26 protein-coding genes are annotated in these 26,438 nt (G+C 61.5%); 13 read left to right on the top strand and 13 right to left on the bottom strand.

All coding sequences use genetic code 11. The features are described 5' to 3' along the window. The first annotated feature begins 10 nt into the window (after window positions 1-10). Window positions 11-466 carry a MarR family winged helix-turn-helix transcriptional regulator gene (locus VFB05_RS13940; RefSeq protein WP_325013301.1) on the top strand — a complete coding sequence of 152 codons (456 nt, stop codon included), beginning with the start codon at window positions 11-13 and terminating at the stop codon, window positions 464-466. A gap of 27 nt (window positions 467-493) precedes the next feature. Here the strand turns inward: VFB05_RS13940 and VFB05_RS13935 are convergent, their stop codons facing one another. Continuing rightward, complete coding sequence (locus tag VFB05_RS13935) at window positions 494-934, bottom strand: hypothetical protein (RefSeq protein ID WP_325013300.1); 441 nt, start codon at window positions 932-934, stop codon at window positions 494-496. Between the two features lie 255 nt (window positions 935-1,189). Between VFB05_RS13935 and VFB05_RS13930 the strand changes: the two genes are divergently transcribed. Further along, window positions 1,190-1,477, top strand: a complete 288-nt coding sequence (locus tag VFB05_RS13930) for a hypothetical protein (protein ID WP_325013299.1) — start codon at window positions 1,190-1,192, stop codon at window positions 1,475-1,477. Window positions 1,478-1,634: 157 nt separating this feature from the next. Here VFB05_RS13930 and VFB05_RS13925 read toward each other — a convergent pair whose 3' ends face one another. The 3 genes from VFB05_RS13925 to VFB05_RS13915 form a co-directional block, all read right to left on the bottom strand. Further along, window positions 1,635-2,390, bottom strand: a complete 756-nt coding sequence (locus tag VFB05_RS13925) for an outer membrane protein (RefSeq protein ID WP_325013298.1) — start codon at window positions 2,388-2,390, stop codon at window positions 1,635-1,637. A gap of 62 nt (window positions 2,391-2,452) precedes the next feature. Continuing rightward, complete coding sequence (locus VFB05_RS13920; RefSeq protein ID WP_325013297.1) at window positions 2,453-4,294, bottom strand: porin; 1,842 nt, start codon at window positions 4,292-4,294, stop codon at window positions 2,453-2,455. Between the two features lie 410 nt (window positions 4,295-4,704). After that, the gene (locus VFB05_RS13915; RefSeq protein WP_325013296.1) at window positions 4,705-5,349 is read right to left on the bottom strand and encodes a response regulator transcription factor; all 645 of its coding nucleotides are present in this window, start codon (window positions 5,347-5,349) and stop codon (window positions 4,705-4,707) included. A 357-nt stretch (window positions 5,350-5,706) separates the two neighbouring features. On the opposite strand from VFB05_RS13915, the gene VFB05_RS13910 reads away from it, so the two are divergent. The 6 genes from VFB05_RS13910 to VFB05_RS13885 all read left to right on the top strand — a co-directional run bounded on the left by VFB05_RS13910 (window position 5,707) and on the right by VFB05_RS13885 (window position 12,773). Continuing rightward, window positions 5,707-6,747, top strand: a complete 1,041-nt coding sequence (locus tag VFB05_RS13910) for an ATP-binding protein (protein WP_325013295.1) — start codon at window positions 5,707-5,709, stop codon at window positions 6,745-6,747. A 291-nt stretch (window positions 6,748-7,038) separates the two neighbouring features. After that, window positions 7,039-7,860 (top strand): sulfurtransferase/chromate resistance protein, encoded by an 822-nt coding sequence (locus VFB05_RS13905; protein ID WP_325013294.1) that lies wholly within the window; start codon window positions 7,039-7,041, stop codon window positions 7,858-7,860. A gap of 95 nt (window positions 7,861-7,955) precedes the next feature. After that, window positions 7,956-8,858: a DUF1259 domain-containing protein gene (locus VFB05_RS13900; RefSeq protein ID WP_325013344.1), complete on the top strand. Its 903-nt coding sequence runs from the start codon at window positions 7,956-7,958 to the stop codon at window positions 8,856-8,858. A gap of 22 nt (window positions 8,859-8,880) precedes the next feature. Next, entirely contained in the window at window positions 8,881-10,053 is a 1,173-nt protein-coding gene (gene chrA / locus VFB05_RS13895; protein WP_325013293.1) for a chromate efflux transporter, read from the top strand. A gap of 273 nt (window positions 10,054-10,326) precedes the next feature. Next, window positions 10,327-11,952 carry a c-type cytochrome gene (locus VFB05_RS13890; RefSeq protein ID WP_325013292.1) on the top strand — a complete coding sequence of 542 codons (1,626 nt, stop codon included), beginning with the start codon at window positions 10,327-10,329 and terminating at the stop codon, window positions 11,950-11,952. Further along, window positions 11,949-12,773, top strand: coding sequence for a hypothetical protein (locus VFB05_RS13885; RefSeq protein WP_325013291.1), 825 nt, complete (start codon window positions 11,949-11,951; stop codon window positions 12,771-12,773). The genes VFB05_RS13890 and VFB05_RS13885 overlap by 4 nt, the downstream gene beginning before the upstream one ends. A gap of 31 nt (window positions 12,774-12,804) precedes the next feature. Here VFB05_RS13885 and VFB05_RS13880 read toward each other — a convergent pair whose 3' ends face one another. The 3 genes from VFB05_RS13880 to VFB05_RS13870 form a co-directional block, all read right to left on the bottom strand. Then, window positions 12,805-13,548, bottom strand: coding sequence for a substrate-binding domain-containing protein (locus VFB05_RS13880; protein WP_325013290.1), 744 nt, complete (start codon window positions 13,546-13,548; stop codon window positions 12,805-12,807). A 98-nt stretch (window positions 13,549-13,646) separates the two neighbouring features. After that, window positions 13,647-14,513, bottom strand: a complete 867-nt coding sequence (locus tag VFB05_RS13875) for an alpha/beta hydrolase (RefSeq protein WP_325013289.1) — start codon at window positions 14,511-14,513, stop codon at window positions 13,647-13,649. A 53-nt stretch (window positions 14,514-14,566) separates the two neighbouring features. Further along, the gene (locus VFB05_RS13870; RefSeq protein WP_325013288.1) at window positions 14,567-15,766 is read right to left on the bottom strand and encodes an amidohydrolase family protein; all 1,200 of its coding nucleotides are present in this window, start codon (window positions 15,764-15,766) and stop codon (window positions 14,567-14,569) included. Window positions 15,767-15,926: 160 nt separating this feature from the next. Between VFB05_RS13870 and VFB05_RS13865 the strand changes: the two genes are divergently transcribed. The 3 genes from VFB05_RS13865 (at window position 15,927) to VFB05_RS13855 (ending at window position 18,526) form a co-directional block, all read left to right on the top strand. Further along, entirely contained in the window at window positions 15,927-16,487 is a 561-nt protein-coding gene (locus VFB05_RS13865) for a gluconate 2-dehydrogenase subunit 3 family protein (protein WP_325013287.1), read from the top strand. A gap of 1 nt (window position 16,488) precedes the next feature. Beyond that, complete coding sequence (locus tag VFB05_RS13860; protein WP_325013286.1) at window positions 16,489-18,057, top strand: GMC family oxidoreductase; 1,569 nt, start codon at window positions 16,489-16,491, stop codon at window positions 18,055-18,057. Window positions 18,058-18,343: 286 nt separating this feature from the next. Further along, complete coding sequence (locus VFB05_RS13855; RefSeq protein ID WP_325013284.1) at window positions 18,344-18,526, top strand: hypothetical protein; 183 nt, start codon at window positions 18,344-18,346, stop codon at window positions 18,524-18,526. A gap of 25 nt (window positions 18,527-18,551) precedes the next feature. On the opposite strand, the gene VFB05_RS13850 is transcribed toward VFB05_RS13855, so the two are convergent. After that, entirely contained in the window at window positions 18,552-18,812 is a 261-nt protein-coding gene (locus VFB05_RS13850; RefSeq protein WP_325013282.1) for a hypothetical protein, read from the bottom strand. Between the two features lie 376 nt (window positions 18,813-19,188). Here VFB05_RS13850 and VFB05_RS13845 point away from each other — a divergent pair, with 376 nt between their 5' ends. Next, window positions 19,189-20,376, top strand: a complete 1,188-nt coding sequence (locus VFB05_RS13845) for an amidohydrolase/deacetylase family metallohydrolase (protein ID WP_325013280.1) — start codon at window positions 19,189-19,191, stop codon at window positions 20,374-20,376. Here VFB05_RS13845 and VFB05_RS13840 read toward each other — a convergent pair. The 5 genes from VFB05_RS13840 to VFB05_RS13820 are packed head-to-tail and all read right to left on the bottom strand — an operon-like array spanning window position 20,373 to window position 24,836. Next, window positions 20,373-21,083 (bottom strand): ABC transporter ATP-binding protein, encoded by a 711-nt coding sequence (locus VFB05_RS13840; protein WP_325013278.1) that lies wholly within the window; start codon window positions 21,081-21,083, stop codon window positions 20,373-20,375. The two genes, VFB05_RS13845 and VFB05_RS13840, sit on opposite strands and share 4 nt — an antisense overlap. After that, window positions 21,076-21,855 carry an ABC transporter ATP-binding protein gene (locus VFB05_RS13835; RefSeq protein ID WP_325013276.1) on the bottom strand — a complete coding sequence of 260 codons (780 nt, stop codon included), beginning with the start codon at window positions 21,853-21,855 and terminating at the stop codon, window positions 21,076-21,078. Before VFB05_RS13835 ends, VFB05_RS13840 begins: the two co-directional genes overlap by 8 nt. Next, window positions 21,852-22,796: a branched-chain amino acid ABC transporter permease gene (locus VFB05_RS13830; protein WP_325013274.1), complete on the bottom strand. Its 945-nt coding sequence runs from the start codon at window positions 22,794-22,796 to the stop codon at window positions 21,852-21,854. The genes VFB05_RS13835 and VFB05_RS13830 overlap by 4 nt, the downstream gene beginning before the upstream one ends. A 2-nt stretch (window positions 22,797-22,798) precedes the next feature. After that, window positions 22,799-23,665, bottom strand: coding sequence for a branched-chain amino acid ABC transporter permease (locus VFB05_RS13825; protein ID WP_325013272.1), 867 nt, complete (start codon window positions 23,663-23,665; stop codon window positions 22,799-22,801). A 7-nt stretch (window positions 23,666-23,672) separates the two neighbouring features. Continuing rightward, complete coding sequence (locus VFB05_RS13820) at window positions 23,673-24,836, bottom strand: ABC transporter substrate-binding protein (RefSeq protein WP_325013270.1); 1,164 nt, start codon at window positions 24,834-24,836, stop codon at window positions 23,673-23,675. Window positions 24,837-25,253: 417 nt separating this feature from the next. Between VFB05_RS13820 and VFB05_RS13815 the strand changes: the two genes are divergently transcribed. Then, entirely contained in the window at window positions 25,254-26,438 is a 1,185-nt protein-coding gene (locus VFB05_RS13815; RefSeq protein ID WP_325013268.1) for an ABC transporter substrate-binding protein, read from the top strand.

Here is a 26,438-nt window from a genome sequence, read left to right as displayed (position 1 = left end):
GGCGAGGGCAATGAACAGGGTTGTTTCGCCAAAACGGAGCGTGAAGCCGCAGCGGCTGCCTTATGTGCTCGACGAACAGATCGGCTTCATCCTGCGCCAGGTGTCGCAGCGTCACGCCGTGATCTTCGCCCGCGATATCGGCGCCGATCTGACGCCGACGCAATGGGCGGCGCTCGCCAAGCTCGCCGAGACCGGGCCATGCTCGCAGAACCGGTTGGGCCGCCTGACCGCGATGGATGTCGCGACCATCAAGGGCGTGATCGATCGCCTCACGGCGCGCGGCTTGACCGAGACCTCGCCCGATCCCGAGGACGGCCGGCGTCTACGCGTCAGCCTGACGCGCGCGGGCCAGCAACTGGCGGAGAAGGTGGCGGCGAACGCCTTCGCGATTTCGCGGGAAACGCTGGCGCCCCTCGATGTGCGCGAGCGCGAGCTGTTTGTGGAGCTCCTGAGCAAGTTGCGGTGACCGCAATATTGCGAGGCCTTGGGCGCGCTATCGCCCCAATCCCCGATCAGCGCAGACACTCCCGAGGATGCCATACGACCTCTTGGGGGCACCTGTGCCGTTTTCGTCCTCGGCGCTGACCTGGGTGACAATTCCCTCGGGCGAAGCAATGACTGTGAGTTTGCAGATGCGGGGATCGTCCGTCATGTACCCGGGGGTCTCCCCGTCCTCATAGCGACCTCCGTAACCTTCGGTGGTCCGCCGCCTCTTGGCGGTTGGATCAACCGGACCAAGTTCCCACACATAGAGCATCTCATCGTTGTCCATCTTCTTGCGGCCGGTCGGTGGCCCAAACTTGTCGGCGACAACGTGGACATCCTGCCCGACGAAGGGGGGATTGCCGGCTTGGTTCGGCGTCGCCGCATTCTGCGCCGCCGCCCAGCCGCCGCCCAAAGCGATCCACAAAACTGCCGCGGCTAACGTTCGCATCTTCCTTGTTCCTCCGATCAAGACCACCTCTGCCGCCTGCTCATGTCTTCGAACATGGCCCAGCGGCATCGCAGGATGCCGACCAAGGCCTGGCTAAAGGCTATTTTAGACAGCATGAGGGTTTTAGACAGCCATCGAAATGTATATGTTTGTTACCAGCGACGCGCTACCAGTTGGGTGGCGCGTTAACCTCGTCCGCGGAACGCATGCGAGATCAACACCGGGCATGCTTGCGGATCAGTTGAGCAGGAGAACATGATGGTTAAATTCGGGCTCACGGGGACTGCGGTACTGGCGCTGGTGATGGGTACGGCGACGGTCCACGCGCAAACCACCGACGTGCATTACTACAAGCGGCACCTCCGCGCCGCGCCGCCGCCTGTGGTCGCTTACGAGCCGAACCTGCCGATCGAGAATGCGCTGCGCTGGGGCTATAGCCAAGGCTACAGCCATTATCCGTCGGGATTTGGCGGGCTCTATGGCGATGGCCGCTATCCAGACAACACCGTCTCCAACCCCGGCGCCTACAACACGCTGCGATAAGAACGGGGGCGGACAGACACCACTTTCGCCAGACGCGCTACGTAAAGGAGCTCCGGCCTTGGCCGGAGCTTTTTCTTTCAGGTGCGAGAGCCCCTATCAGGAGGCATAAAAAAGCCCCGGTTGATGCCGGGGCTTTTTCGATTGAGTTAGCTGGCGCTCAATATTTCGCGACCACCGGTCCGCCGAAGCGGTAATTGACGCCGAAGCGGACCACGTTGTCGTCGAACGGCACGTTACGCGGCCCTTCGGCGAAAGCCGTGTTGAGGGCAACCGTGTTAAACTTCATGTAGAGCCACTCGAACTTCGCCGACCAGTTCGGCGCAAATCCCCATTCCAAACCGCCACCGGCGGTCCAGCCGCTGCGGGTGGATGAAGACGAAACGAGCAGGTTATGCGAGTTGTCATAGATGCCCTGTGTGACGCCTGCCGTGGCATAGCCGCCCGTTCCGTAGAACAACAGGTTGTTGACGGCATAGCCAGCGCGCCCGCGCGCGGTCGCCAGCCACGTCTCGTGGGTAAAGCTCGCGAACTGGGATTGGCCAGTTCCAAGGTCGACGAGGTTGAGGGCCAGCGCGTTCGCCCCGACATCGGGCATGGTGCCACGCTCTGAGGCCCAGGAGGCGTCACCCTCAAAACCAACCACAAAGTTTGAGACCTGCCAGTTGTAACCGAGCGTGCCACCAACGAGACCGCCCTTGACGTTATAGCCCGAGGTGTTGCTGAGACCGGAGGCTCGATCGACGTGGTCACTGAACCCGAACGAACCGCCTGCCGAGGCGCCAATATAGAATCCGGTCCAGTTGTAGATCTCGACCGGCGGCGGTGCTGCCTTTACCGGCAGGTCAGCCGCGAAGGTCGCGCTCGGAGCGAGAAGCAAGGCGGCAAACGCGCCGATCAGGATGTGCTTTTTCATGGTCATCTCTCGAAGGTCTGCTGACGCCTGTGTGTGGGTGAGGTTCTGATTTTGCCGAGACATTAGAACCTCCACTGCAGGCCGGTGGAGACACCGGCGAGTGTCGGGCCGACCCAGCAATGCGGCTGCGAAACCAGCCCGCCCGACGCGCCAAAGGCGGAGTGACAGTCGGTGGTGACGCCGTGTCCGCCGGCACCGAGGTCATAGTGAGCGCTCGGTCCGTTGATGGTTGCCGCCACAGCGGTGTACCAGGTCAGGTTCGATCCGAACTTGTGCTTGTAGTTCGCCGTGAGCATGTCCGCCTGGTTGGAGTTGTCAGGGGCGGGGGCGCCGCCCGTGCCGGGAATCGTGACCGTGGAAGACAACGGAGTATTGTGCTGTCCTGGATCGCCGAGGGCGTGGAACGCATGCGCCCAACCGCCGCTGAAGCTGTCGTTCGGGGTCAATTCCTGGGTGAAGAACAGCCAGAAGTCGTTTTTCGTGCGCTCATTCTGCCAGTCTATGAGCGGGTTCGCGTAGCGATGCATCATTTCGAAGATGCCGCCAACCGTGGTCTTGGTCGGGAAGGTGTAGAGCGCGCCGACCTTGAAGGCGTCTTCGTCCGCGACGTCGGCGTTGAAGGCGGCGAGCTGCGTGGTATTGGCGAAACATGTGGCAGTGCCAAGTATGGTCGTGACCGAGCCCCCGATTGGGCAACCATTGGTGGCATTGGTAGCCGTATTGGTGAGCTGGGAGGTCGTGAGACCGGCGTTTCCAGCCGCGTAAATGCCGGAGATATCGCTCTGCCGGTTGACGTTGAAGTGCCGCTCGTAAGCAACGGTCGCGTAGAACGGGCCGTTGGTGTAGCTCAAATCCGCACTGACGGCGTTGCCGAACGAGCCATCGTTACAGCCATTCGGGAACAATCCACCGCTGGTCGGATCGTTGCCGCCGGTACAATCGGTTTGGCCTGCGGCGATGTTGTCGCTGATCGTCGAGCGATTCTGTCCAACCGAGAACAGGGCGTTGAATTGGAAGCCGCCGACCGTCGGAGACTCATACCAGATCGAATTATTCATGCGGGTATCGAATTCGACGCGGTTGTCACCACCGGTGTTGCCCATGATGACATTCATGCTGCCGATTTCGCCAGCGAACGGGTTGAAGCCGCCGGTCGACCGCGCATAGGGCGTGGACGTCTTACCGATCTTGACCGCGCCCCACTCGGGATTGGCAAAACCGATATAGGTGTTGCGGTTGAACAGCGCGCCGTTCATGTTGTCGCTGATCTGGCTGTTGCTCTGCCTTAGGCCCGGCTGGCTCGAAACGGAGAAGCCCAGCTCCATCTGGTAGACGAAGTTGAATGGAAGAGTCGGCAGGCGCTGGAAGCCCCGCACGCCGAGATAGGAGTTGTTGCTCGAGACCGCCGGCATCCAGCCGAAATTCCCGGTCGGGAAAGTCTCGCTCCCTCCGGTGAAAGCAGGATTGGTGTTGATGTTTCCGCCCCAGGCTTTCGTGGTGTCGTCGACCGACACGTCGATGTTGCCGTAACCGGTGATCTCGCCGCCCGGCGTGTAGAAGGTGAGGGGGTTGCCCTTCTTGTGCTCGAGGAAGCCGTGACCTTGTGCGTCGATCTCGGGCGCGACGAGGGCGGGCGCCGGAGTCGGTGTGCGCGTTGCGAGGACCGTGCCGACGGCCGGCGAAACGCCGGGCTTGGCGGGAGCCGCGTTTCTGGTTGCAGCTTCATCACGCTTGTTGAGTTGTTTTCTCAACGCCGCATTTTCGTTGGCGAGCGCTGCGTCTCTTTTTTCGATCTTGTCGAGCCGCTTCAGCACCTCGTCGAGTCTGTCATCAGCGGATGCAGGCAGTGCGTGGAACACAAAGCCTGCTGCGAGTATGCTTGCCCCCAGAACGCGCTTTCTCATCGTTCAGCCCCTCAATAAAAAATAGTTAAGGAGCCTCGCTCGGTCGCTCGATACCGTCAATGTGGCGGGGGCACGGCCAAATCCTCGCAATTGCGAGATGAGGGTGCGATCGGGATCACAAAAAAGTAATCTTGCCCAAACTGTTAGCAACGATTGTACGATTTTGTCGCAATGCGGAAATATTGTGTCGCAAACGTCACACTTATGAACAATTTAGGAATATTGTATACCAATTGAGGGAAGAAGTGGAAATTGCGCGGTCGCGCAATTGCGCTGATTCGGGATTTTCCGACCGAGTTCCGGGAATAATCGGCAGACGAGATTGGTCGCTCGTTCACCGCGCCAGACGCGAATTTCACCAGTAATCTCGAAAACAATCGCGACGTCTGCAAAGCGCGATGTGTTCGATTTCAACTCAGGTTCATCTCGACCGCGATGCGGATGAGGTCGGAGTGACCTTTCGCACCGAGCTTTTGCTTGAGCAGCGACGTCGTGTTGGCAACCGTCTTGTAGGAGATGCCGAGCGCATCGGCGATTTCGGCGATCTTGTCGCCTCGCCGCAGCAGCGTCAGAATTTCCAACTCACGCGCCGTCATCTTGTTGGTCGGGTTGGCCTTGACTGCGGCCGACGAAAAAGTGACAGCCTCCGCCAGATGCGGCGAAATGTAGTTTTCTCCAGCTGCCACCTTGAAAACCGCCTTGACGAAAAGCCGCGGATCGTCCGATTTCGATAGATAGCCTTGCGCACCCATTTCGACTGCGCGCATCACAAAGGCGGGATCGTCGTTCATGCTGAACATGATGATCCTCGCGTCCGGATCTTCTTTGCGGATTTGCCGCATCAATTCGAAGCCGGAGACGTCCGGCAGCTTGATATCGATCACCGTAACGTCGGGCTTGTCGTGCACGAAGGCCTGATAGCCGGCCTTGGCGTTTCCGGCGCCCTCGATGCTCACGGAGGAGTCGGAGGCAAACAGCGACCTGCAGCCCGACACCACCACCGGGTGATCGTCGACGATCAATACCTTCGTTGCTAGTTTGTGACTGTCGGGCATCGAGTTTGGCTATTTTTGCGCGGATATAACCGCGGATCGAAATTCGACGGAATAGAATCTCTCTAGATAACTGGGATTGTTTCTATGTGGAAACGGCTTCCTCTCCGATTCCGGCTTTTCCTTCCGACGATCGGATTGATCGCAGCCTCCGGGCTGTTCGGTATCTTTGCACTGCAGATATTTTCGCCCGGCCAATTTGAGTCTGAAAGTGACGATGCCGCGGCATTAGTGCGCACTGTGACGAAAGGTCTCAATGCGGCACTCGAAGTGGCTGCAAATCCCGAGCCAACTCTCGATGGCTTCGCTGAAGGCATCGGCACGGGAGATGCAATTCGTTACCGCAAAGCTGACACTTCCGTGAGCAAGCCGGGAATCCGGCTCAGTACCGATGGCGTTCCCGGCTGGTTTGTCGGGCTTTTGCGAATACCCAACATCGCGACCGCCCATCCGGTCATGATCGGAGAACGCCACATCGGCGATATCCTGTTCGTCCCCGATCTTACGCCCGATCTCAATGAGAAGTGGCTCGGCTTTTTGGCGATCGTGCTGTCGGGATCGGCGTTGCTCGTGCTGGCGGCGATCAGCGGCTATTTGACGACGAGTCTGGCGCTGCGGCCGCTGACGCAACTCGGCGCCGGTCTCGCGCGGATGCGGCAAGGCGATTACGACAGCACGATTCCGCTGCTGGGACCTCCCGAAATCCGCAAGAGCTGCGAGGAGGCCAATCAGCTGGCGCGAAAGCTCAAGCAGCTGGCCCAGGACAACCGGAGCATGTTGCGCAAGATCGTCTCGCTGGAAGACGACGAGCGCCGGGTGCTCGCAAATGAACTGCATGACGAACTCGGCCCGCTGCTGTTTGCCATCCGCGCCAACGCCATTGCGCTTTCGGAGTCCTCTGTCGATCCCGAGGCGCCGGCGAACCGGTTGCTTGAAGCAGCAGAGGCGGTGCAGCATGCGAGCCGCCGCATCCTGGAAGGCTTGAGTCCGCTTTATCTCGAGGAGCTGGGCCTCGAGAAGAGCATCCAGACGCTGTTGCAGAACGCTCACGCCGCGTTGCCATCGGTGATGGCGTCCTCGCGGCTCGATCCGCGTCTAGATTCTCTCGACCACCTGTTGTCGCAAACCATTTACCGCGTCGTGCAGGAAGCGGTGACGAATGTGATCAAGCACGCCCAGGCGAGCGCACTGAACGTCGCAGCAAAGATGTCCGATCACGCGGTGACCATCGAGGTCTCGGATGATGGCATCGGCTTTGCCGAGAACGTCCACCTGGGGCGGGGACTGACCGGGATGTCCGATCGCAGCCGCGCGCTGGATGGAAAACTCGATCTGTTGCGGGAGCAGGGAAGGACAATCGTGCGCTGCTGGCTGCCGCTCGTGGCCGCACGCGCCGACTGATGTGGTGAGGTTGCACCCATACCGCGTCTCCTTGGGTAGAGGTTACAAGACAAGGTTCAACGCTCTCGCGGCGGCAAACCGCTCCCGACCGACGCGTCTCCCGAACGCCGGCAGGTCGCGTGGCAAATATAATCAGCGGATGCTCGGGGCGCTTTTGTTCCAAGCATTGTCAACTTTCTCATCGTTGACAGTTCCCGGAATCTGATCTACCCGAACAACAGGGGATAGCGATCTCCCCTCAAGGCGACATGCCCAAGAATCGCGTCCGGTTCTCATGCCAAAGGACGCAGCATGTCATCATCATATACCTCGATCTCATCCGACAAATTGTCCCGCCTGATCGGCACGGCAAAAGCGCCGACGCTGATCGACGTGCGCACCGACGAAGATTTCGCGGTGGACCCGAGACTGATTCCGGGTGCGACACGCCGTTCGCACCGCAACATCACGGATTGGGCACCCGGCCTCGCCGGTCAGTCCGTTATCGTGATCTGCTTCAAAGGTGAAAAGCTGGCCGAAGGCACGGCGGCGGCGCTGCGGCATCACGGGATTGCGGCCGAAACGCTCGAAGGCGGCTACTCAGGCTGGAGAGAGGCAGCCCTGCCGACCGTTCCTGCCGACAAGCTTCCGAAGCGCGACGGCCGCGGCCGCACGGTCTGGGTCACGCGGTCACGGCCGAAGATCGATCGCATCGCCTGTCCCTGGCTGATCCATCGTTTCGTCGATCCGAGCGCCGTGTTCCTGTTCGTCGCCCCCGCTGAGGTCACCGCCGTCGCCGAGCATTTTGGGGGCACGCCGTTCGATATCGAGAATGTGTTCTGGAGCCATCGCGGCGAGCTCTGCACCTTCGACGTCATGGTGCAGGAGCTCGGCCTGTCGACGCCGCCATTGGAGCGGCTCGCCACCATGGTGCGGGCCGCCGATACAGCGCGGCTCGATCTTTCTCCGGAAGCACCGGGTCTGCTCGCTGCCTCGCTCGGCCTGTCGCGCATGTATGACGACGACCTGGAACAGTTGAACGCCGGCATGCTGATCTACGACGCGTTCTACCGCTGGTGCCGGGACGCCGCGAAGGAAACGCACAACTGGCCAACGAACAAGGTGAAGCCGTAGGGGGGACATACCGCAAAAGCACAAAGCGGGGCGAAGAGACCAGGAGAAAGGACGCAATCATGCGTAACAAAATCTGGACGACCGCTTTCGTTCTCATGGCATTTTCTGCCGCCTTTGCTGCGAAACCAGTCGAATGGAAGATCGCAGAGACTTTCATATCGCCGGCGCAGGCCCAGGAGATCGACTGGGCGAAGGTCGATGAGACGCTCGGCCGAACAGCAGCGGTTTCAGGCGACGTGCACCGCTACGGCTTTCCGCGTTCCGATCTTTCGGTGACGGTAGACGGCGTCGCGATCAAGCCGGGCTTTGCGCTCGGCGGATGGGTCGCATTCAAGCCGGCCCATGGCGGCGTCATGGCGATGGGCGATCTGGTGTTGCTGGAGACAGAAATCAATCCGGTCATGGCGAAGCTGATCGCAAATGGCTTTGAGATCACCGCCGTGCACAATCACCTGCTACGCGCCAATCCCGCGCCGTTCTACATGCATGTCAGCGGCCACGGCGATCCGGTCAAGCTGGCGTCAGCCATCCGCGATGCGCTCGCCGAGAGCAAAACTCCGCTGAGCGTCGCCGCGTCGTCCGCGCCTGCTCCAGCCGTCGATCTTGACACGGCCCAACTCGACGAGATCATGGGCGTCAAGGGCAAGGCGAATGGCGGCCTTTATCAATTCACCGTCGCCCGGCGCGACGCCGTCACCGAAGGCGGCGTATCGCTGACGCCATCCGGTCCGATGGGAGTTGCGACCGGCATCAACTTCCAGCCGACCGGCGGCGGCAAGGCCGCGATCACAGGCGACTTCGTCATGACCGGCGAAGAGGTCAATCCGGTGATCATGGCGCTGCGGACCCATGGCATCGAGGTAACCGCGTTGCACAGCCATATGATTGGCGAGGAACCGCGGCTATTCTTCATGCACTTCTGGGCAAACGATGACGCGATCAAGCTCGCCAAGGGCCTGCGCGCGGCGATCGACAAGACGGCAAGCACGAAGAGCTGATCACGTCAGGCGGGGGCAGAAGATGGCGACAGTCGAGCGCGGCCGAATAACCGAACTGGTGCGCTACTTCCTGCGGCTCGGCTGTCTTGGCTTCGGCGGACCGGTCGCGTTGGTTGGTCAGATGGAGCGCGAGCTGGTCGACGGCAAGAAATGGCTGACGAAGGAGCAGATGCGCGAGGCGATCGCGATCTGCCAGTCGTTGCCGGGACCGCTCGCCATCCAGGTCGGGATCTACATCTCCTACCTGCGCGGCGGCTTCTGGGGCGCGTGGGCCGGTGGATGGTCGTTCATCTTGCCGAATTTTATCATCGTCGCTGCGCTCGGCGCGCTCTACGTCTATCTCGGCGATCTCCAACCAGTGACGGCGATCTTTTATGGCGTCAGCCCCGCAGTCATCGCGTTGATTCTGCATTCCTGTTATCGGCTGGCCAAGCTCGGGATGGAGGACTGGCTGCAATGGGCCATCGCGGCGGTTTGTGTTGCTGTCACGGTTATCCTGCAGGCCGAAGTCGCAGTTCTATTCATCGGGGCCGGGATCGTCGGCATTCTCTATTACGGCAACGTGTTCAAGCGAACACCGGTGGCCTTGCCGATCGTGGCCCTCGTGCCGGCGACGACGGCCCCGATCGCGCCGGTTGCGACCACGTCGACGCTCAGCAAACTTCTGCTGTTCTTCCTCAAGGCTGGCTCCCTGACCTTCGGCAGCGGGCTTGTAATTGTGCCGTTCCTCGAGCAAGGGCTCGTTCAACAATACGGCTGGCTCGATGAGCGGCAATTTCTCATCGCGGTTGCTGTGGGCATGATCAGCCCGGGGCCGGTGGTGATCACCGCGACCTTTGTCGGCTATCTCGTTGCAGGATTCTGGGGCTCGCTGGTATCGACGGTCGGAATCTTTCTACCGTCGTTCCTGTTCATCCTGATCGCCGCGCCGCTGCTGGCGCGCCACCGCGGCAACGCTAATGTCCAGGGCTTCGTCAAAGGCGCCTACGCCGCGGCCATCGGGACCATCCTTGGCGCCTGTTTCCTGCTGGGCAAGATCGCAATCGGCGACTGGCTGACGGCGCTGATCGGGATCGTCTCGCTGGCCATCCTGTTCCGTTGGAAAGTCAACAATCCCCTGCTAATCGGCGCGACGGCCGTCATCGGGCTTGTCGCTTATCCGATCCTGCAACCAGACTGGGTGATGGTTCATTAGAACTCAGCTCGATCACAAGTCGGTTACGCGGCCGGAAGGCATGTGACCGAAAAGGCTCACCCTCGACTCTGGAACTTCGTCATGCGGAACGTGCTGGGTTCATCTGGTTGACATTTCAAGCGCAAAATCTTCAATTTGCTGTACGGGGAAAGCGGTCTCCCCGCGAGGCGCCATGCCCAAGAATCGCGTCCAGTTCACCAAGGGCGCAGCATGTCTACTAGCCAGCCAGAATCCTCCAACAATCCGCGACGAAGCAGGGCTCTGATCTGGGCCGTGAGCGTCGTTGTCGCAATCGTTGCACTCGCGGGTTCGCTCTACGCGGCTTTTGTTCCGGGACTGTCGGTCGCACATCAGGAGCCGCCGACCGCCGAGGTCGCGATCGCCACCTGGCTGCTGCACCAGAGCGTCCCGGATGAGGCCAAGGACGCACTTAATCCGCTGAAGGACGATGCTGCGAATATCGCGGCAGGCAGGGAGCTTTACCGGGACAAGTGCGAGACTTGCCACGCCTATGACGGCGGCGGCAAAACGACGATCGGCTCGGGCCAGTATCCGCGGCCGCCGGCGCTTCGCTCCTTCGCCATTCAGGCGACGTCCGACGGCGAGCTCTTCTACCATATCCGAAACGGCATTCGTAACACCGGCATGCCCGCCTGGAATCTGCCTGACCGCCAGATCTGGCAGCTTGTGAGTTACATTCGCCACCTGCCGCAAGTGGCTTCGTTGATCCCGGCAGCAAACGCAGCCGAGGCAAGCCCGCCGGATCACGGCCACTATGTGGGATCGAAAGCCTGCAAGGGATGTCACGAAGAGGTCTATGCGCGCTGGATCAAGACCCGCATGGCCAACGTCGTGCGCGATCCCCGCGAACATCCCGACGCCATCACGCCCGACATCTCACAGCCCAACCCGGTCTACAACTTCACCATCGACGACGTGTCCCTCGTTTACGGCAGCCGCTGGAAACAGCGCTACTTCAAGAAGGTCGGCGACGATTACTTCCCGCTTCCGGTGCAATGGGACGTCGCGCACAAGATGTGGCGCAAGTATTTCGTGCCCAACGGAGCTGACTGGTGGGCTGTGCTTTACCCGCCGGATAATTTCCAGCGCCCGACCGGACCGCTCTGCGACGGCTGCCATTCCGTGAACTACGACATCAAGGCCAAGACCGTGACCGAATGGAATGTCGGCTGCGAGCGGTGTCACGGCCCGGGCGAAGCCCACGTCAAGAAACCGGTTCGCGAGACCATCGAAAATCCGGGGCGGTTCGATTATGTCCACGCCAGCGACACCTGCATCCAGTGTCACTCCCAGGGACAGCCGAAAGGCAACCCGATCGAGGGCAAATATTACGATTGGCCGGTGGGTTACGACGTCACCAAGAATCTGAAAGACTACTGGAATCTCGAGGAACACAAGCTCGGCGAAACCAACTTCATGCATTTTGCCGACGGCACGGCGCACAAGAACCGCATGCAGGGCAACGATTTCATCCAGAGCCTGATGTATGCCCGCGGCGTCACCTGCTTCTCGTGTCACGATCCGCATGGCACCGACAACGTCGCCATGGTGCGCAAGAGCGGCAACGCGCTTTGCCTGGATTGCCATGGTCCGAACACGCAGGCAGGGCCTCATGCGCCAAGCGTGGAAGCGCATACCCATCACAAGGCGGGCAGCCCGGGCAACGAATGCATCGCCTGTCACATGCCAAAGATCGAAGAGACGATCTCGGACCAGAAAGTTCGAAGTCATACCTTCCACTTCGTCACTCCAGGCGAAACCGAAACGCTGAAAATTCCGAACGCGTGTAACGAATGCCACACGGATAAATCGATCGAATGGGCAAAGACGGCGCTCGAGTCCTGGCCGGATCGCTCACCCTGGCGGATGTCGAAATGAGAAGGGCGCGCCAAGGCAGACGTTATCTGGCCGCGGTGAGCGTCGCCGCGTTGATGCTCGGTCTTTATGCGCAGCCCGCTTCGGCCTATCGTCCCTTCGACGGCACCGATGCGGCGGTGGCCGATGTCAATGAGACCGAAGTCGAGCTGCAGCCATTCGGTTATGAGCGGATCGGCTCGCAATCGAGCGCGATCGCGCCGTTTGTCGTTTACAACTACGGCTTTGCCGATCGCTGGGAGGCGGTGCTGCAGACCGAAGTGCAATCGCCGATCACCGGCGGCGGAATCCTGGGAAACAACATGCCCAGCGTGGCGGCCACGGGCGCATTCCTCAAATATGTCATCCAGCCCGGCGTCTTGCAGGGGCAGTCAGGCGTCAGCATCGCGACCGAATTCGGACCGCTGCTGCCTGGAATCAACGCCGACCCCGGCGTGGGATTCAGCTGGGCCGGCATCGTGTCGCAGCGCTGGGACTGGGGCACGGCGCACTTCAACGTCGAAACCAATCTCACCCGCGACCACCAGGCCGAGGTCTTTCTCGATGTCATTCTCGAGGGGCCGCGCGACTGGAAAGTGCGCCCCGTGTTTGAGACCTTCTACGACAAGGTCTGGAACGAGTCCGAAACCCGCTCGGTGCTGCTGGGTGCGATCTGGCAGGTCGACAAGGATCTCTCGTTAGACGCCGCGTACCGCTATGCGATCGAGAATGGCCGTGCCATCAACGAAATCCGGGCCGGCGTCACTTTCGCGTTCAAGGAGGAAGGCGACAAGACGGCGATGAAGCCGGGTGTGACCTTCGGCAATTGGGGCCTGTCGCGGTGAGGGGCCGGCTGTCGGAGGTTGCCACGCGCGATCAGCCCGGCTCCATGCCCTTCGCCTTGATCACTGCCTGCGCGTCAGGCCCGGTGAGCGCTTTGATGAAAGCCGTCGCAGCATCGGCTTCCTTGCTGGCGACCGAGGTGCCGGCCGAGAACGAGGTCCATGACTGAAGATCGGACGGCAGCGGCCCGGCAAGTTCTGCGCCGGCGTGCGGCAGGATCTCGCTGATCTGGGTCATGCCGATTTCGATTTCGCCATTCGTGACAGCCTCGCCGACGCCGCCCTGCAACAGCTTGAGTTTGGGTTTGAGCTGTTCGGCAATACCGAGTTTCTCGAACAAGGTCTTGAGATAGCCGCCGGTCGCGCCTCCCGCCGTGAAGCCGACGGAATTCGCCTTGAGCAGCGCCTGCGTGAAAGCGTCCTTGGTGCTGATATCAGGCCTCAGTGCGCCCTTCTTGATCGCAACCCCGATGCCGGAATGGGCGATCGTCGTGCGCGCCGCATCGATCTTGCCTGTTCCCGCAAGTCCGTCGACGATTGGTGTCGTCAGGATGGCGACGTCGAATGCGGTGCCTTGCTCGATCTTCTCTTTCAGGACCGAAGCCGGCGCGAAGGTCAGATCGACCTTGTTGCCGGTCGCTTTCTCGAATTGCGGCGCGAGCGCTTCGAGCGTCGTCTTCACCGCCGTTGACGCCAGAACCTTGACCTCGGCGGCTTGCGCCGCTTGCAGCGGCAGCGCCAATCCTGCGACCGCCGCCATGACACCTAGAATTTTCATCGTCTCCTCCGCAAGCCGCCACTCTTCTCGGGGCATAGTCTCAGCTTAGCGAGAAGCGCCTGCGTCCGCCATGTCGTCTGGGGCGAGCCCGATTGCGCTCAATACCGCTTGACGAATTCGAGAACCTTCTTGTTGAACGTGTTCGGCTGCTCCCATGCGATCGCGTGTCCGGAATCGGGCATGAGCACCCATTCATGGTTTCTCAGATGAGAAGCCCAGATACGCATCAGCGCCGGAGGCGCAAGCAGATCGGCATCCGCGGCCATGACAAGGGCCGGCGCCGAGATCGTTTCGATCTTTGCAAGCGTGTTGGGCGTGCGCAGCGGCTGTGCAGGTGCGCCCGGCTGGCGCGCATACTCCTCGATCTCGATCCAGCGCCTCGTGCCGTCAGGATTGGCGCCGCGATAGGATGGCCCGATCTCGCGATAGACCGCCGGCTGTTTCCGCAAGTCCGGGACCTCGATGCGCGCGATGAAATCGGCGATTTCCTTGTCGGTCACTTGTCCGGTGCTGGCCCCGATCACAAGGCTTCGCACTCTTTCCGGATGCCACGCCGCAAAGTCCAGCGCGGCAAACCCGCCGCCGGCAACCCCCACCAGATGAAACCTGTCGAGCTTGAGATGGTCGGCAAGCGCATCGAGGTCGCCGGCAATGCTTCCCGGCTGTGGCCCGGTTGAGGGATCGGCGATGCTTTTGCCCCAGCCGCGGCGGTCGAATGCGATGACGCGGTATCCGGCCAGTGAAAAGCTCTCGACCTGGTTTGCCCAGGCATCACTGGTGCCGGTGTTGGCATGGAGCAGGACGATCGGCACACCCGCGCCGCCCGTGTCCGTGAACCACAGTTTCACGCCGGGCAGTTCTGCATAGGCGCCGGAGGTCGAGCTATCGGCGGCGCGAACCGCATCAGCTGTCGCACTTGCCAGCGCCACGCCCAGGACACCGATCAGCAATTCGCGCCGCTTCATCGCGTTCTCCCCCCTGGATCGTTCGCTTCGCTGTGCTCGCGATGACGAACTTGTCAATGCCCGCTGACAATCTCCGGCAGTTTGGTCGCAGGCGGCGTGTTGCGGCTGCGCTGGGTGCGGACGATGCCATCGATAATGGTCATGCCGATGCCGGGCAGATCGCCGAGGCGGACGCTGTCGAGCAGCGTCTTGCCGGGCGAGTGCTGTGCCTTGTCCATGATGACAAAGTCTGCCGCTCGGCCGACCTCGATCAGCCCGCAATCGAGCGCGCGCATCCGCGCCGTGTTGCCGGTCGCAAAGCAGAAGGCGATTTCGGCCGGTACCTCGCCGAGCGATGACAGCATCGAGACCATGCGCAAAATGCCGAGCGGCTGCACGCCGGAGCCGGCCGGCGCATCGGTGCCGAGGATGACGCGGCCGAGCTCGTTCATCTCGCGCGCGGTGCGCAGCGTGAACAGCGCCGAGCGCTCGTTGCCGTTGTGCACGAGCTCGAGCCCTCGCTTGCAGCCCTCGCAGATGCAGCGGATCTGGTCGTCGGGCAGGGCCGTGTGGCCGCCGTTGATGTGACCGATGACATCGGTATCCGCTTCGAGAACGACATCCTTGTCGATCAGGCCGGAGCCGGGGATCGAGGGACCGCCAGTGTGGATCGTGCTCTGGATGCCATATTTGCGCGCCCATCCGACCATCTTGCGCGCGGTCGGGCCGTCCTTGACGCCGCCAAGCCCGACTTCGCCGAGCAGCTTGACGCCGGCCGCGGCCAACTCCTTGAAGTCGTCCTCGACCATTTCGCATTCGATCACGGGCGCGCCGGCATGAACCTTCACGCCGCCGGGACGAAGCGTCCAGAATGCGCGCTGCGCAAAGATCGCCATCGCCTTCAGCCCGACGACGTCGCGCGGCCGGCCGGGCATGTGCACTTCGCCCGCCGAGATCATGGTGGTGACGCCGCCGTTGAGAAAGCTGTCGATCCAGCCGATTTGATTTTGCCGCGGCGTCCAGTCGCCGGCAACGGGATGAACGTGGCTGTCGATCAGGCCCGGCGCGATGGTCGTGCCGTTGGCGTCGATGATTGTGGTGGCGCCTGCGGTGTCGAGATCCTTGGACCGGCCGATGCCGGTGATCTTGCCGTTTTCGGCCACGATCGTGTCGGCGTCGAGAATGGGCCTTTCCAGCGCACCCGACAGCATGAGCCCGATGTTGCGTATGACGAGTTTGCTTGGGCCGGTTGCCTGCGGTGCATCATGGGCCATCGTATTTTCCTTCCGTGAAATTCTCGAACATTGGACGCATGGCAGATTCGCCTCGCCACGGCGTTACGCGCTCTTGACTTGGTATCGGAGCTGGCAAGTAATACCGCCGCTCCACTGCCTGTTAAAAATAATACAAACATAGCTCCGGGAGGAGAAGACCATGGGCAACATTGGTCGGCGTGGTTTTGTGAAGGGCGCAACGCTCGGTGCGCTGGCCTTCTCGGTTGGCGGCGTCGAAATCCTGATGACACCGAACGAGGCGAGGGCGAAGAACGTTCCGTTCCGCCTGCTCGACGGTCACCAGGGCGAAACGCTGGAGGCGCTCGGCGAAACGCTGGTCCCGAAAGCACGCGAAGCGGGCATCGCCCATTACATCGATCAGCAGCTATCGGTGCCGCCGCAGGAATCGCTGCTGCAGGCCCGCATCTTCAACTTCCGCCCGCCATTCGCCGACTTCTACCGAAGCACGATCGTAACCGTCGACGAGGCGAGCAAGAAATCGTTCGGCAAGGAGTTTGCGCAACTCAGCGCAAAGGACAGCCGCGAATTCGTCGAGCGCATGCGCCAGAACAAGATCGAAGACTGGAACGGAAGGCCGGCCGCGCTGGCTTACGCCGTGCTGCGGGCCGATGCCGTGGATGTCGTCTACGGCACCATGGAGGGCTACGAGGCGCTCGGCATTCCCTACATGGCGCACATTGCACCGGAAAAGAGGTGGTGAGATGGCAAACGAGAAAGTCGATGTCGTCATCGTCGGCGCCGGTGCATCAGGATCCGTCTACGCTTCCGTGATGGCCAAGGCCGGCAAGAAGGTCGTGCTGCTGGAGCAGGGACCGGACTGGGAATTGTCCGATCTCATCAGCTCGGAAATATGGGGCCGCCGCATCAAGCCAGCCGGTCCGCCATTTCTGCTCGAAGGCAAGAATCCGATGGGCTACGTCGGTCAGGCCGGCTGGGGCACCGGCGGCGCATCGCTGCATTATTTTGCGAATTTTCCGCGGCTGCTGCCGACCGATTTCCGGATGAAGAGCGAGCATGGCCGTGGCAATGACTGGCCAATCGCCTACGAAGACGTCGCGCCGTTCTACGACAAGGTCGCGCGTGACATCGGCGTCTCCGGCGATGCCAAGGCCGAGGAAAAGTGGCGGCCGGCCGGCGAAGCTTATCCGATGCCGCCGATGAAAACCTTCCGCAACGGCGAGATCTGGATCAAAGCGATGGAGACGTCGGGCATTCCGCTGGTGCCGGCTCCGGTCGGCGTGAACTCGGTCGAGTTCAAGGGACGTCCGGCCTGCATCTATGACGGTTGGTGTCATGTCGGTTGCCCTATCGGGGCGCTTGCCAATCCGCAAGCGACGTATCTGGGCGAGGCGCGCAAGTTAGGTGCAGAGCTGCGCGCGTTCTCAACGGCGACGCGGGTTCTGACCAACCAGGCCGGCACGCGGGTGACCGGCGTCGAATATTACGATGACAAGCATCAAAAACAGGTTCAGGAAGCGAGCGTCGTCATCCTCGCCTCATGGTCGGCGCAAAATCCTCGGCTGCTCCTGAACTCGGCGACCGACAAGCACCCGAAGGGCCTTTCAAACGCCTCAGGGCTCGTCGGTCACTTCATGATGTCGCATACGGTCGCATCGACCTGGGCGCTGTTCGACGAGGACGTGCAGAACCACATGGGCACGGTTGCCGTGCAATACATGTCGTATCAGCACTATCCCAAGACCAGCCAGAAGGATGCGTTCGGCAGCACATTCTGGACGGCGGGCTTTGCCTTGAAGACGTCCGATCTTGCTGGTGCGCGGGGCGATCTCTTTGGCGTCGAGCTCGACGACTACATGAAGCGCGCGGCGCACAACCTCACGGGCATCAAGGCGTTCGGCGAAGAGGTGCCGACAATGGAAAACCGGGTCGAACTGGTCAGTGACAAGGATGGGTTCGGCATGCCGCTCGGAAAGCTTACGCATACCTACCCGGCGGATGCCGTTGCACTCTGGAACGCCAACATGGACAACGGCCTGAAGGTCGCCAAGGCCGCCGGCGCCAAGGAAGCGTGGGTATCGCGTGGGGGAGTCCCGACGGCCCACCTCTTGGGTGGGACCATCATGGGCAAGGATGCGTCCAATTCGGTCGTCAACAGCTTTGGCCAGAGCCATGAAATCCCGAATCTCTGGATTGCGGGCCCGGGCATTTTCCCAACCGAGGGGGCATCAAATCCGACCTACACGGTCTTTGCCCTATCGCAGCGGGGCGCCGAGCAGATGGCTGCGAAATGGGGGACGCTGGCGAATTAGCCAGCGCCTGGCGAGCGGAAAGCGGCTCGCTTCCTGCGGCAATGCAAAGGCTTCATGACATGGCCGGTGTCATGACGTCCCAGTGGTCCGATTCTAACATTCGCACCACTCCTCTAGTAAACTCCGCGTGAAAGATGTTTGAAGCACGTTGCAAGCGAACCATCTAACCCTGCAGGCGGTATGTCATAAAAGCATCAGCCAAGTGGGGAATAACTCTGCACATTTGTGAGTCTATGTGAGGCCGGCTTTTTGCTGGCCTTTTGCGCAGATGCGTAGCCAAGCGACGATGAAAGAAACGGCGCCAGACCGGATTGACCAGGACATCCTTGCCGCGGATGCGCTGGAGCGCGCGCGTCTGCTGCCGCCCGGTCCTGAACGCAACGAGGCGCTCAAGCGCGCCAGCCTGCTCAGATGCTCGGCGGATGCGCCCGGACCGGTATTTGCCAAGCGGGGCCGGCCGCGGAAGTAAGTGCGGCCGATCCCTGATCAGCATTTCAACATCCACGGCACACGCCTTTGATCACATCGTCGACCCTGGCGTTCTCTTCCTTCACGGCCTGATCGACCGAAGACCTCGCTTGTGAGGTCACGTCGGCCGCTTGCGGTTGGCGGTGACCGACCGGCGCCGACCAGGGCAGGGTCGCGGTTTCGCATCCCTGCGGCAGTGCGCTCGCCGTCGGCGCCGGAGGCTTGCCGGCCGCGTCGAGCGGCAGTCGACATGTGGGTTGTTCGTGGACGATTGCCTGGGCTGGCACGGGTGCTCCGGACATCAATAAGAGGACAATCGTCATTCCATGAAACGCAAGTCTGTTCATCGGGTGTCTCCGGTGTTGGGCCGATCACGGCTGCTCCCGGCAAAACAGACTCACGCTCGAGTTGTGATATTCCAATGCTACCCTTCGGTTGCCGATGGTTCGTCGCACCTCACGTGAGCTTGTGTCGTGGAATAACGAACGAGGCAAAGGGGTCGGTGCCGAACAGGCATGCAAGTTCCTGGCCAGCATGGCTACCTCTCAAAGATCGATCGCCATGAATGGCGGATCATTGAACGCGTGTCTCGAACCCACTACGGTGTGTGAGTGCACACAGTAGCAGTCATAAGCTACGTTCAAGCGGCAAGGGAGCGCGATCATGATGATGAACCGGCGTCATTTTGTGGGCGGCACCGCTACGGCGGCGCTTCTGGTCGGAATGCCCAAGGCTTTTGCGGCGACTTATGATCTCGTGATCAAGGGTGGTCGTGTCATCGACCCCTCGATGGGCCTCGATGCGACGCGCGACATCGCGATCTCAGGCGGCAGGATCGCAGCGATCGAACCCAGTATTGCGGCGGATGCCACTGAAACCATCGATGCGCGCGGCAAGCTCGTGACCGCGGGACTCATCGACATCCACACCCATGCCGGCCGCAGCAAGGACGGCCCGCCGATGTGCCTTCAGGACGGCGTCACCGGCTGGGTCGACGCCGGCTCCGGAGGCGCAGACAATATCGACGACGTGGCGGCGATCGCGCGCGGTGCGCCGCAGATCGGCCGCTGCCTTGTCAATATCGCGCGCACCGGCGTGATCGCGCCCGGCGGCGAGCTGCATGATCTCAACGCGGCGAACGTGGCGATGGCCAAAGCCGCTATCGAGCGCAATCGGGACGTTGTCATAGGCGTCAAGGCGCGCCTCTCGGACAACGTCGCCGGCGCCAACGACCTCGAAGCGCTGCGCCGCGCGCAGGAGGTCGCGACGGCGTTCAATCTCCCCGTGATGATCCACATCGGCCAAAACTATTCGCCGCTGCGGTCGCTTCTCGCGCTGCTCAAGCGCGGCGATATCATCACGCACGTTTACGCGCCCGGAAAGAACGGCATTCTCGACGACGACAAGATCTTGCACCCGGAAGTCATGGCCGCGCATCGCCGCGGCGTGATTTTCGATTTCGGCAACGGCGTCTCCGATCACTTCGATTGGGACACCGTCGAGAAGGCGACGAAACAGGGGCTGTGGCCGGACACATTTTCGACCGACTGGAATACGAAATCGAAGACCAGCGGCGTCGTCGACCTGCCGAACGTGATGTCGAAGTTCATCATGTTCGGCATGCCGCTGAACCAGATCATCGCGGCTGCGACCGTGAATGCGGCGCGGTGTTTCCCGGCCTTCGACGATCGCGGCACGCTCAATGTCGGCGCGCCGGCCGACGTCGCCATCATGGAATTGCGCGAGGGCGCATTCGAATTTCTCGACAACTACAACAACAAGCGGACAGCCCGTCAACGGCTGTTTCCGTTCGAAGTTGTTCTCAACGGCAAGCGCGTTCCGAAGGCCTAACCGCCCAGATAGGCCTCGCGAATGCGCGGATCGTCGGCCAGCGCAGCCGACGGTCCGGAGAGTGTGATCGTCCCCGTCTCGAGCACGAAGGCGCGGCTCGCGATCTCGAGCGCCATCGCCGAGTTCTGCTCGACCAGGAGCACCCCGAGGCCGGTGCGCTTGTTGAGTTCTACGATGCGATCGAACACCTGCTCGATCACGATCGGTGCGAGGCCCAGCGAGGGCTCGTCGAGCATCAGGAGGCTGGGGCGCCCCATCAGCGCGCGCCCGATCGCAAGCATCTGCTGCTCCCCGCCAGACAGCGACCAGCCGCCTTGCTTGAGCCGCTCCTTCAGGCGTGGAAACAGGTCGAACACCAGCGCAAGATCTTCCTCGAGCTCGCGTTTGTTCGGTGCTCGCGGCGCAGTGCCCGTGATCAGGTTCTCCTCAACGGTGAGGCCTGGAAAAATCCGCCGTCCTTCCGGGCAATGGGCGAGGCCCGAGCCAACGATGTGTTCAACGGCGGTGTCCTGGATTGGCTCGCCCTTCCAGGTAATCGTGCCGGAGGTTGGGCGAACCAGCCCGGAGATGGTCGAGAGCGTTGTGGTCTTGCCGGCGCCGTTGCCGCCGATCAGCGCGACGATCTCGCTTGTCTCGACACTGAATGAGATGCCTTTCAGCACCTCGATATGGCCGTACGACACATGCAGGTTGTCGACCCTAAGCATGACGATGCCGCCTGCCGAGATAGGCCTCGATCACCTGCGGATCGCGCTGAATGTCGGACGGCGCGCCTTCGGCGATCTTCTTGCCGAAGTCGAGCACCGTGACGCGGTCGCTGATCCCCATCACCAGCCGCACATTGTGCTCGACCAGCAATATCGTGATGCCGCGGCTCTTGAGCCTGGCGATCGTGTCCAGCAGCGTCATGCTTTCGGTCATGTTCATCCCGGCCGCGGGCTCGTCGAGCAGAAGAACGTTCGGCTTCGACGCGAGCGCGCGTGCAATTTCGAGAAGGCGCCGCTGCGCGTAGGGCAGCTGGCTGGGGCGATCGTCGGCGCGATCGGCGAGGCCCACCGTCGCAAGCGCTTCCAGCGCGGCCATGTCGATATCGGCTTCGCTTTTCCGATGCCGGGGATTCGACAGAAGGATATCGATAAAGGAGGCCGGCCTGTTGCCCGCAGCCGCCACCTTCACGTTCTCGACAACGCTGAGGTTTTCAAAAATCCGGATATTCTGGAACGTTCTCGCGAGGCCCAGCCGCGCGATGCGGTGGGGCTTGAGGCGGAAGATTTCGTGCGTACCGATCCTGATGGAGCCGGCGTCCGCATGCGAAGCCCCGCTTAGCGCGTTGAGCAATGTCGTCTTGCCGGAGCCGTTCGGGCCGATGATGGCGTGTACGATACCCGCGGGGACATCGAGATCGATGTTGTCGAGCGCTGTGAGGCCGCCGAAGCGCCGCGTCACCCCACGCGCCATGATGATCGGTTCCGCACTCAACGAACACCTGCCCGACGCGTCCGGAGCTGCGTTGCGATGGATGCCAGGCCTCCCGGCGCGAGAGCGATCACTGCGATAACGCCAAGGCCGTAAAGCACGAGATACCATTGGCCCATGAACCGCAGCGCTTCGGGCAGGATCGTCAGCGCCACGGCGCCGAAGACGCAGCCGGCAATCGAGCCCATGCCGCCGACGATCAGCATGGTCATCAACAGAATGGCTTGCGTGCCGGAGAAGCTGTCGGGGCTGATGAAGCGGATCGAAGACGCGTAGAGACACCCGGCAAGTCCCGCATAGACCGCACCGACCATGAATGCGATCAGCTTGGTGCGCGTGGTATCGACGCCGCTTTGCTCGGCGGCGATTTCGCTGTCGCGGGTCGCGATCATCGCCCGGCCCAGCGCCGAATGGCGCACGCGCGCGGCGATCAGAACGGCGAAGGCCAGCGCGACGATGAGAATGTAGTAATGTTGGACCTGCCCTTCCGGGCCGAAGCCGAACAAGCTGATGCCGGGAATAGCGCGAAGACCCGAGGTGCCGCCGGTGACCGGCTCCCAATGCACGATGACCAGCCGGATGATTTCGCCAAAGCCGATCGTGGTCATTGCGAGATAGTAGGTGCGCAGTCGCATGGTCGGCAGGCCGAGCGCGAGACTTGCGACGATCACAACGATCGCCGACAGAACGGGTGTCGTGATCCACGGCAGGCCAGATTTGGTCGCGATCGCGGTGGTGTACGCGCCCAGTCCGTAAAAGGCCGCTTGTCCAAAATTGATCTGGCCGGCCCAACCGGTCACGAAGTTGAGGCCCAATACAACGATGCCGTTGAGAATGGCGATGTTGAGGAGCTGAAGGATGTAGGCATCCTGCGTGATGAGGGGAATTGCCAGGGCCGCGACGCTTGCCGCAAACACGGGCCAGGAGCCTCGCTGGTAGGCCATCGTCAGACCTTTTCGCTGCTCTTCTCACCAAACAGGCCGCGAGGCCAGGCGATGAGAACGGCGATCATGACGATGAAGGCATAGGCGTCGCGGAAGTTCGACGAGATGTAGCGGGCGCCGAAAGTCTCCACCAACCCAAGAAACAATCCGCCAATCACGGCTCCCGGCAGGTTGCCGAAGCCGCCGATGACACTGACGACAAAACCTTTCAGACCAAGGCTTCCGCCCATGGTCGGCTCGGCGAGGAAGATCGGCGCGACCAGAAGCCCGGCGATGCCGGACAGCACAGTGCCGAGCGCGAAGGCCACCGCAATCGTTCGGTTCACGGGGATGCCGACCAGCCGCGCCGTGTGCAGGTCCTGCGCGGTCGCCTGCATCAGGATTCCAAACCGCGTCCTGGTGAGAAAAAGAAATTGCAGAGCCAGGACGACCGCAAGCGTCGCAAAGATGAAAAGCTGGTGCATGGAGATGACGACGCCGGCAAAGCGGAGAGGCGGACCGTCGATCGGGGAGGGAAGCGAGACCGGCAAGGGTCCCCAGATGATCAGCGCCAGATTTTCCAGAACGATGCCCATCGCGATCGTCGTCAGAATCACGAGAAACGCAGGGCGGCCGCGCAGCGGAAAATACACCAGCGTCATGAAGACGACGCCGATCAGCGCCATTGCGACCATCGTGATGGCCCACGAGGCTGCCATCGGCAGTTCATTGGTGACCGCACAGGTGATGCCGATGAACGCGCCGAGCATCAAAAGCTGGCCCTGCGCGAAATTGACGATCTGAACCGTGTTGAAGATCAGGAGCAGACCGAGCGCGACGAGAGCATAGATGCTGCCGAGCGCAAGGCCATTGACGACGAGCTGGCCCATGAGGAAATCAGAATCCGCTTTCCTTGATCGGGCCAGCCAGTTCCGGCGTCTTGCCCTTGTTGCGATAGACGCCGAGCGTATGCGCGAGATCGCCGAGGCTATCTGCCTGGTAGGAAATCAGCATGCCCTTCCAGTCCTTGGTCGCGGCGAACGCGTCGCGGATGGCCGCCTTGTCGCACCCGACTTTCTCGATGATCGATTTCAGGAGATAGACGGTGTCGTAATAGGAGACAGTGAAGTTGTCGGCCGGAACCTTGAATTTGTCCTGCACGCGCTTCGCCCAATCCAGGATTTTTGGATCGTTCGACGTCTGCGGAATCATGCCGCCGATCGCGTAGGCGCCGTCGGCTTCCGCCGCCGTGAGATTGTTGAGCGCGGTCTGCGCGACAAGGCTGGAATTTCCGATGATGGTGAGCTTGATCCCAAGGTCGTTCATCTGCTTGACGACCAGCGTCACGTCGGCGGGACGCCCGAACACGATCACGCTGTCGGCGCCCTTGTCCTTGATCTCGAGCAACTGCGCGCTCATGTCCTTGTCGGAGGGCGCGTAAGACGTCACGGCAACGGGCGTCGCGTTCAATTTGGCGAGCGAGGCCTGAATGCCGCGGGACGCGCCGAGGCCATAATCGTCGGCGACCGCAATGACGCCAGGCTTGGTCTTTTTGAGCGTCTTCACGAGGTATTCCGGGATCAGGTCGGCGAGCTGGCCATCATGCACATGTGTGCGAAACAGCCATTTGCTGCCTTGTGACGTCACTTTCGCATTGGTCGCGCCGACCAGAAACGGCGTCTCGGATTTGTTGACGACCTCGGTCTGCGCAAACACGTGCGGGCTGATCATCGAGCCGAAAATGACGAGCGGCTTGCCTTCGAGGATGCGGTTCATCGCATTCAGCGCGTCCGTGCTCGACGATCCCGTGTCTTCGGTCGCAAGTACCAGCGATTTGCCGTTGATGCCGCCGGCCGCGTTGATCTCGTCGACGGCGAATTGAACGCCGCTGCGCGCCTGCGTGCCGAGCAAGGCGACATTGCCGGTCAGCGCCGTCGTCAATCCGAGCGGGATAGGCGACGGACAACTGGCCGGATCGGCTTGCGAGGGTTGCGTCGCGGCAGCCCACAGGCAGAGCGCAGTCGCGCCCAGCATCGAGGCTTTGGAAAATATGGACGTCATGACATTCCCTGCTGGATTGGTGATGCGGAGCCGTTGTTGGCACCATCTGCCAGTTCGCATGGCTTTACCCCATTATGAGCCAAAAATTCCCCCTTCGCACGGTCTCTTGGCGATCCTGCGACCTATCCGTGAGGTGAAGCAGACAAGACACTCGCTTCAGGATTGTGACGATGCCGCACCGGCAACGACAGATACGAAGCAGGCTTCGCTTTTTGGCGCAGCAACATTCGTGCCAGTGGCCGCTTCGATCCGCCGCCAATCTGGTGCGGCAGGACGCCCGACAGCCAACGGAACCGTTGAGGTTTTCATGGTTGTGGCATACCGTTTGCTTCAACAGGCCGGGACGCCACCGTGGACTCCGGCGACGCTGAGAGTCCCGCAAGACGGACACCGCAAGAACAACAGGGGAGTGCTCAAATGCCAACGAAATTCACGCGCCGCCAAGCCCTCATCCTTCCTGCGGGCATTGCAGCGGGAAGCCTCATCGGCCGCTCAGTGCTGGCGGCGGAGCCGATCAAGATCGGCCTGGTGGCAGCGCTTTCCGGGCCTTCCGCGAAATCCGGTGAAGGAATTACCCGCGGCCTTCAGATCGCGATTGACGAAATCAACGCCAAGGGCGGTCTGCTCGGGGGCCGGATGCTGGAGCTCGTGCGTCGCGACGACGAGTCGAATCCTGCCAAAGGCCAGACGGCAGCGCGCGAACTGATCGACAAGGAAGGGGCAGTGATCCTCTACGGCGGCATCGACAGTCCGGTGTCGCTGGCCATCGTGCCGCTGGTGAATTCGGCCAAGGTCCCGTTCATGGGCGTATGGGCCGCCGCGACCAACATCACGCGCAACGGCGCCAATCCGAATTATGTCTTCCGCGTCTCGGCCGTGGACGTTCTCGTCGACCGCGCGTTGATCAAATACGCGATGGCGAAATTCGGCGCCAAGAAGCCTGGCCTGATGCTCGTCAACAACGGCTGGGGCGAGTCCAATCTTGCTGGGCTCACGGCAGCTGCGGCGGCCGCCGGCATCACGCTCGCGGGCGCGGAAAAATTCGACGACAAGGATCCCGACATGACGCCGCAATTGCAGCGGCTGCGGGAGGCTGGCGCCGACACCATCATCCTCGTCGGCAACGCCGCGCCGGGTGCGCAGGTGATCAAGTCGCTGCAGAAGTCCGCCTGGGTGGTGCCCGTCGTTTCGCATTGGGGCATCTCCGGCGGGCGTTTCCCCGAGCTTGCAGGCTCCTGGGCCGGCAAGGTGCATTTCGTGCAGACCTACAGCTTCTTCGGACAGCAGAATGACGTCGGCAAGCGCGTACTCGCGGCGATGATGAAGAAGTATCCAGACGTCAAGGGACCGGGCGATGTCACCCCGCCGGTCGGCGTCGCCAACGCCTATGACGCCATGCAACTGACGGCGCTCGCCATCACAAAGGCCGGTTCGACCGAAGGGCCCAAATTGCGCGAGGGCTTTTTGGGTATCGAGAATTATCAGGGCCTGATCAAGACCTACGCCAAGCCGTTCACGGACGAGAACCACGACGCACTCAACGAAAACGACTACGTCATGGTCCGTTACAACGGGGATCAGATCGAGCCCGTGACGGGCTAG

The organism is Bradyrhizobium sp. (assembly GCF_035652035.1).
GTDB lineage: Bacteria > Pseudomonadota > Alphaproteobacteria > Rhizobiales > Xanthobacteraceae > Bradyrhizobium.
This window is presented reverse-complemented; position numbering and strand designations above follow the sequence as displayed.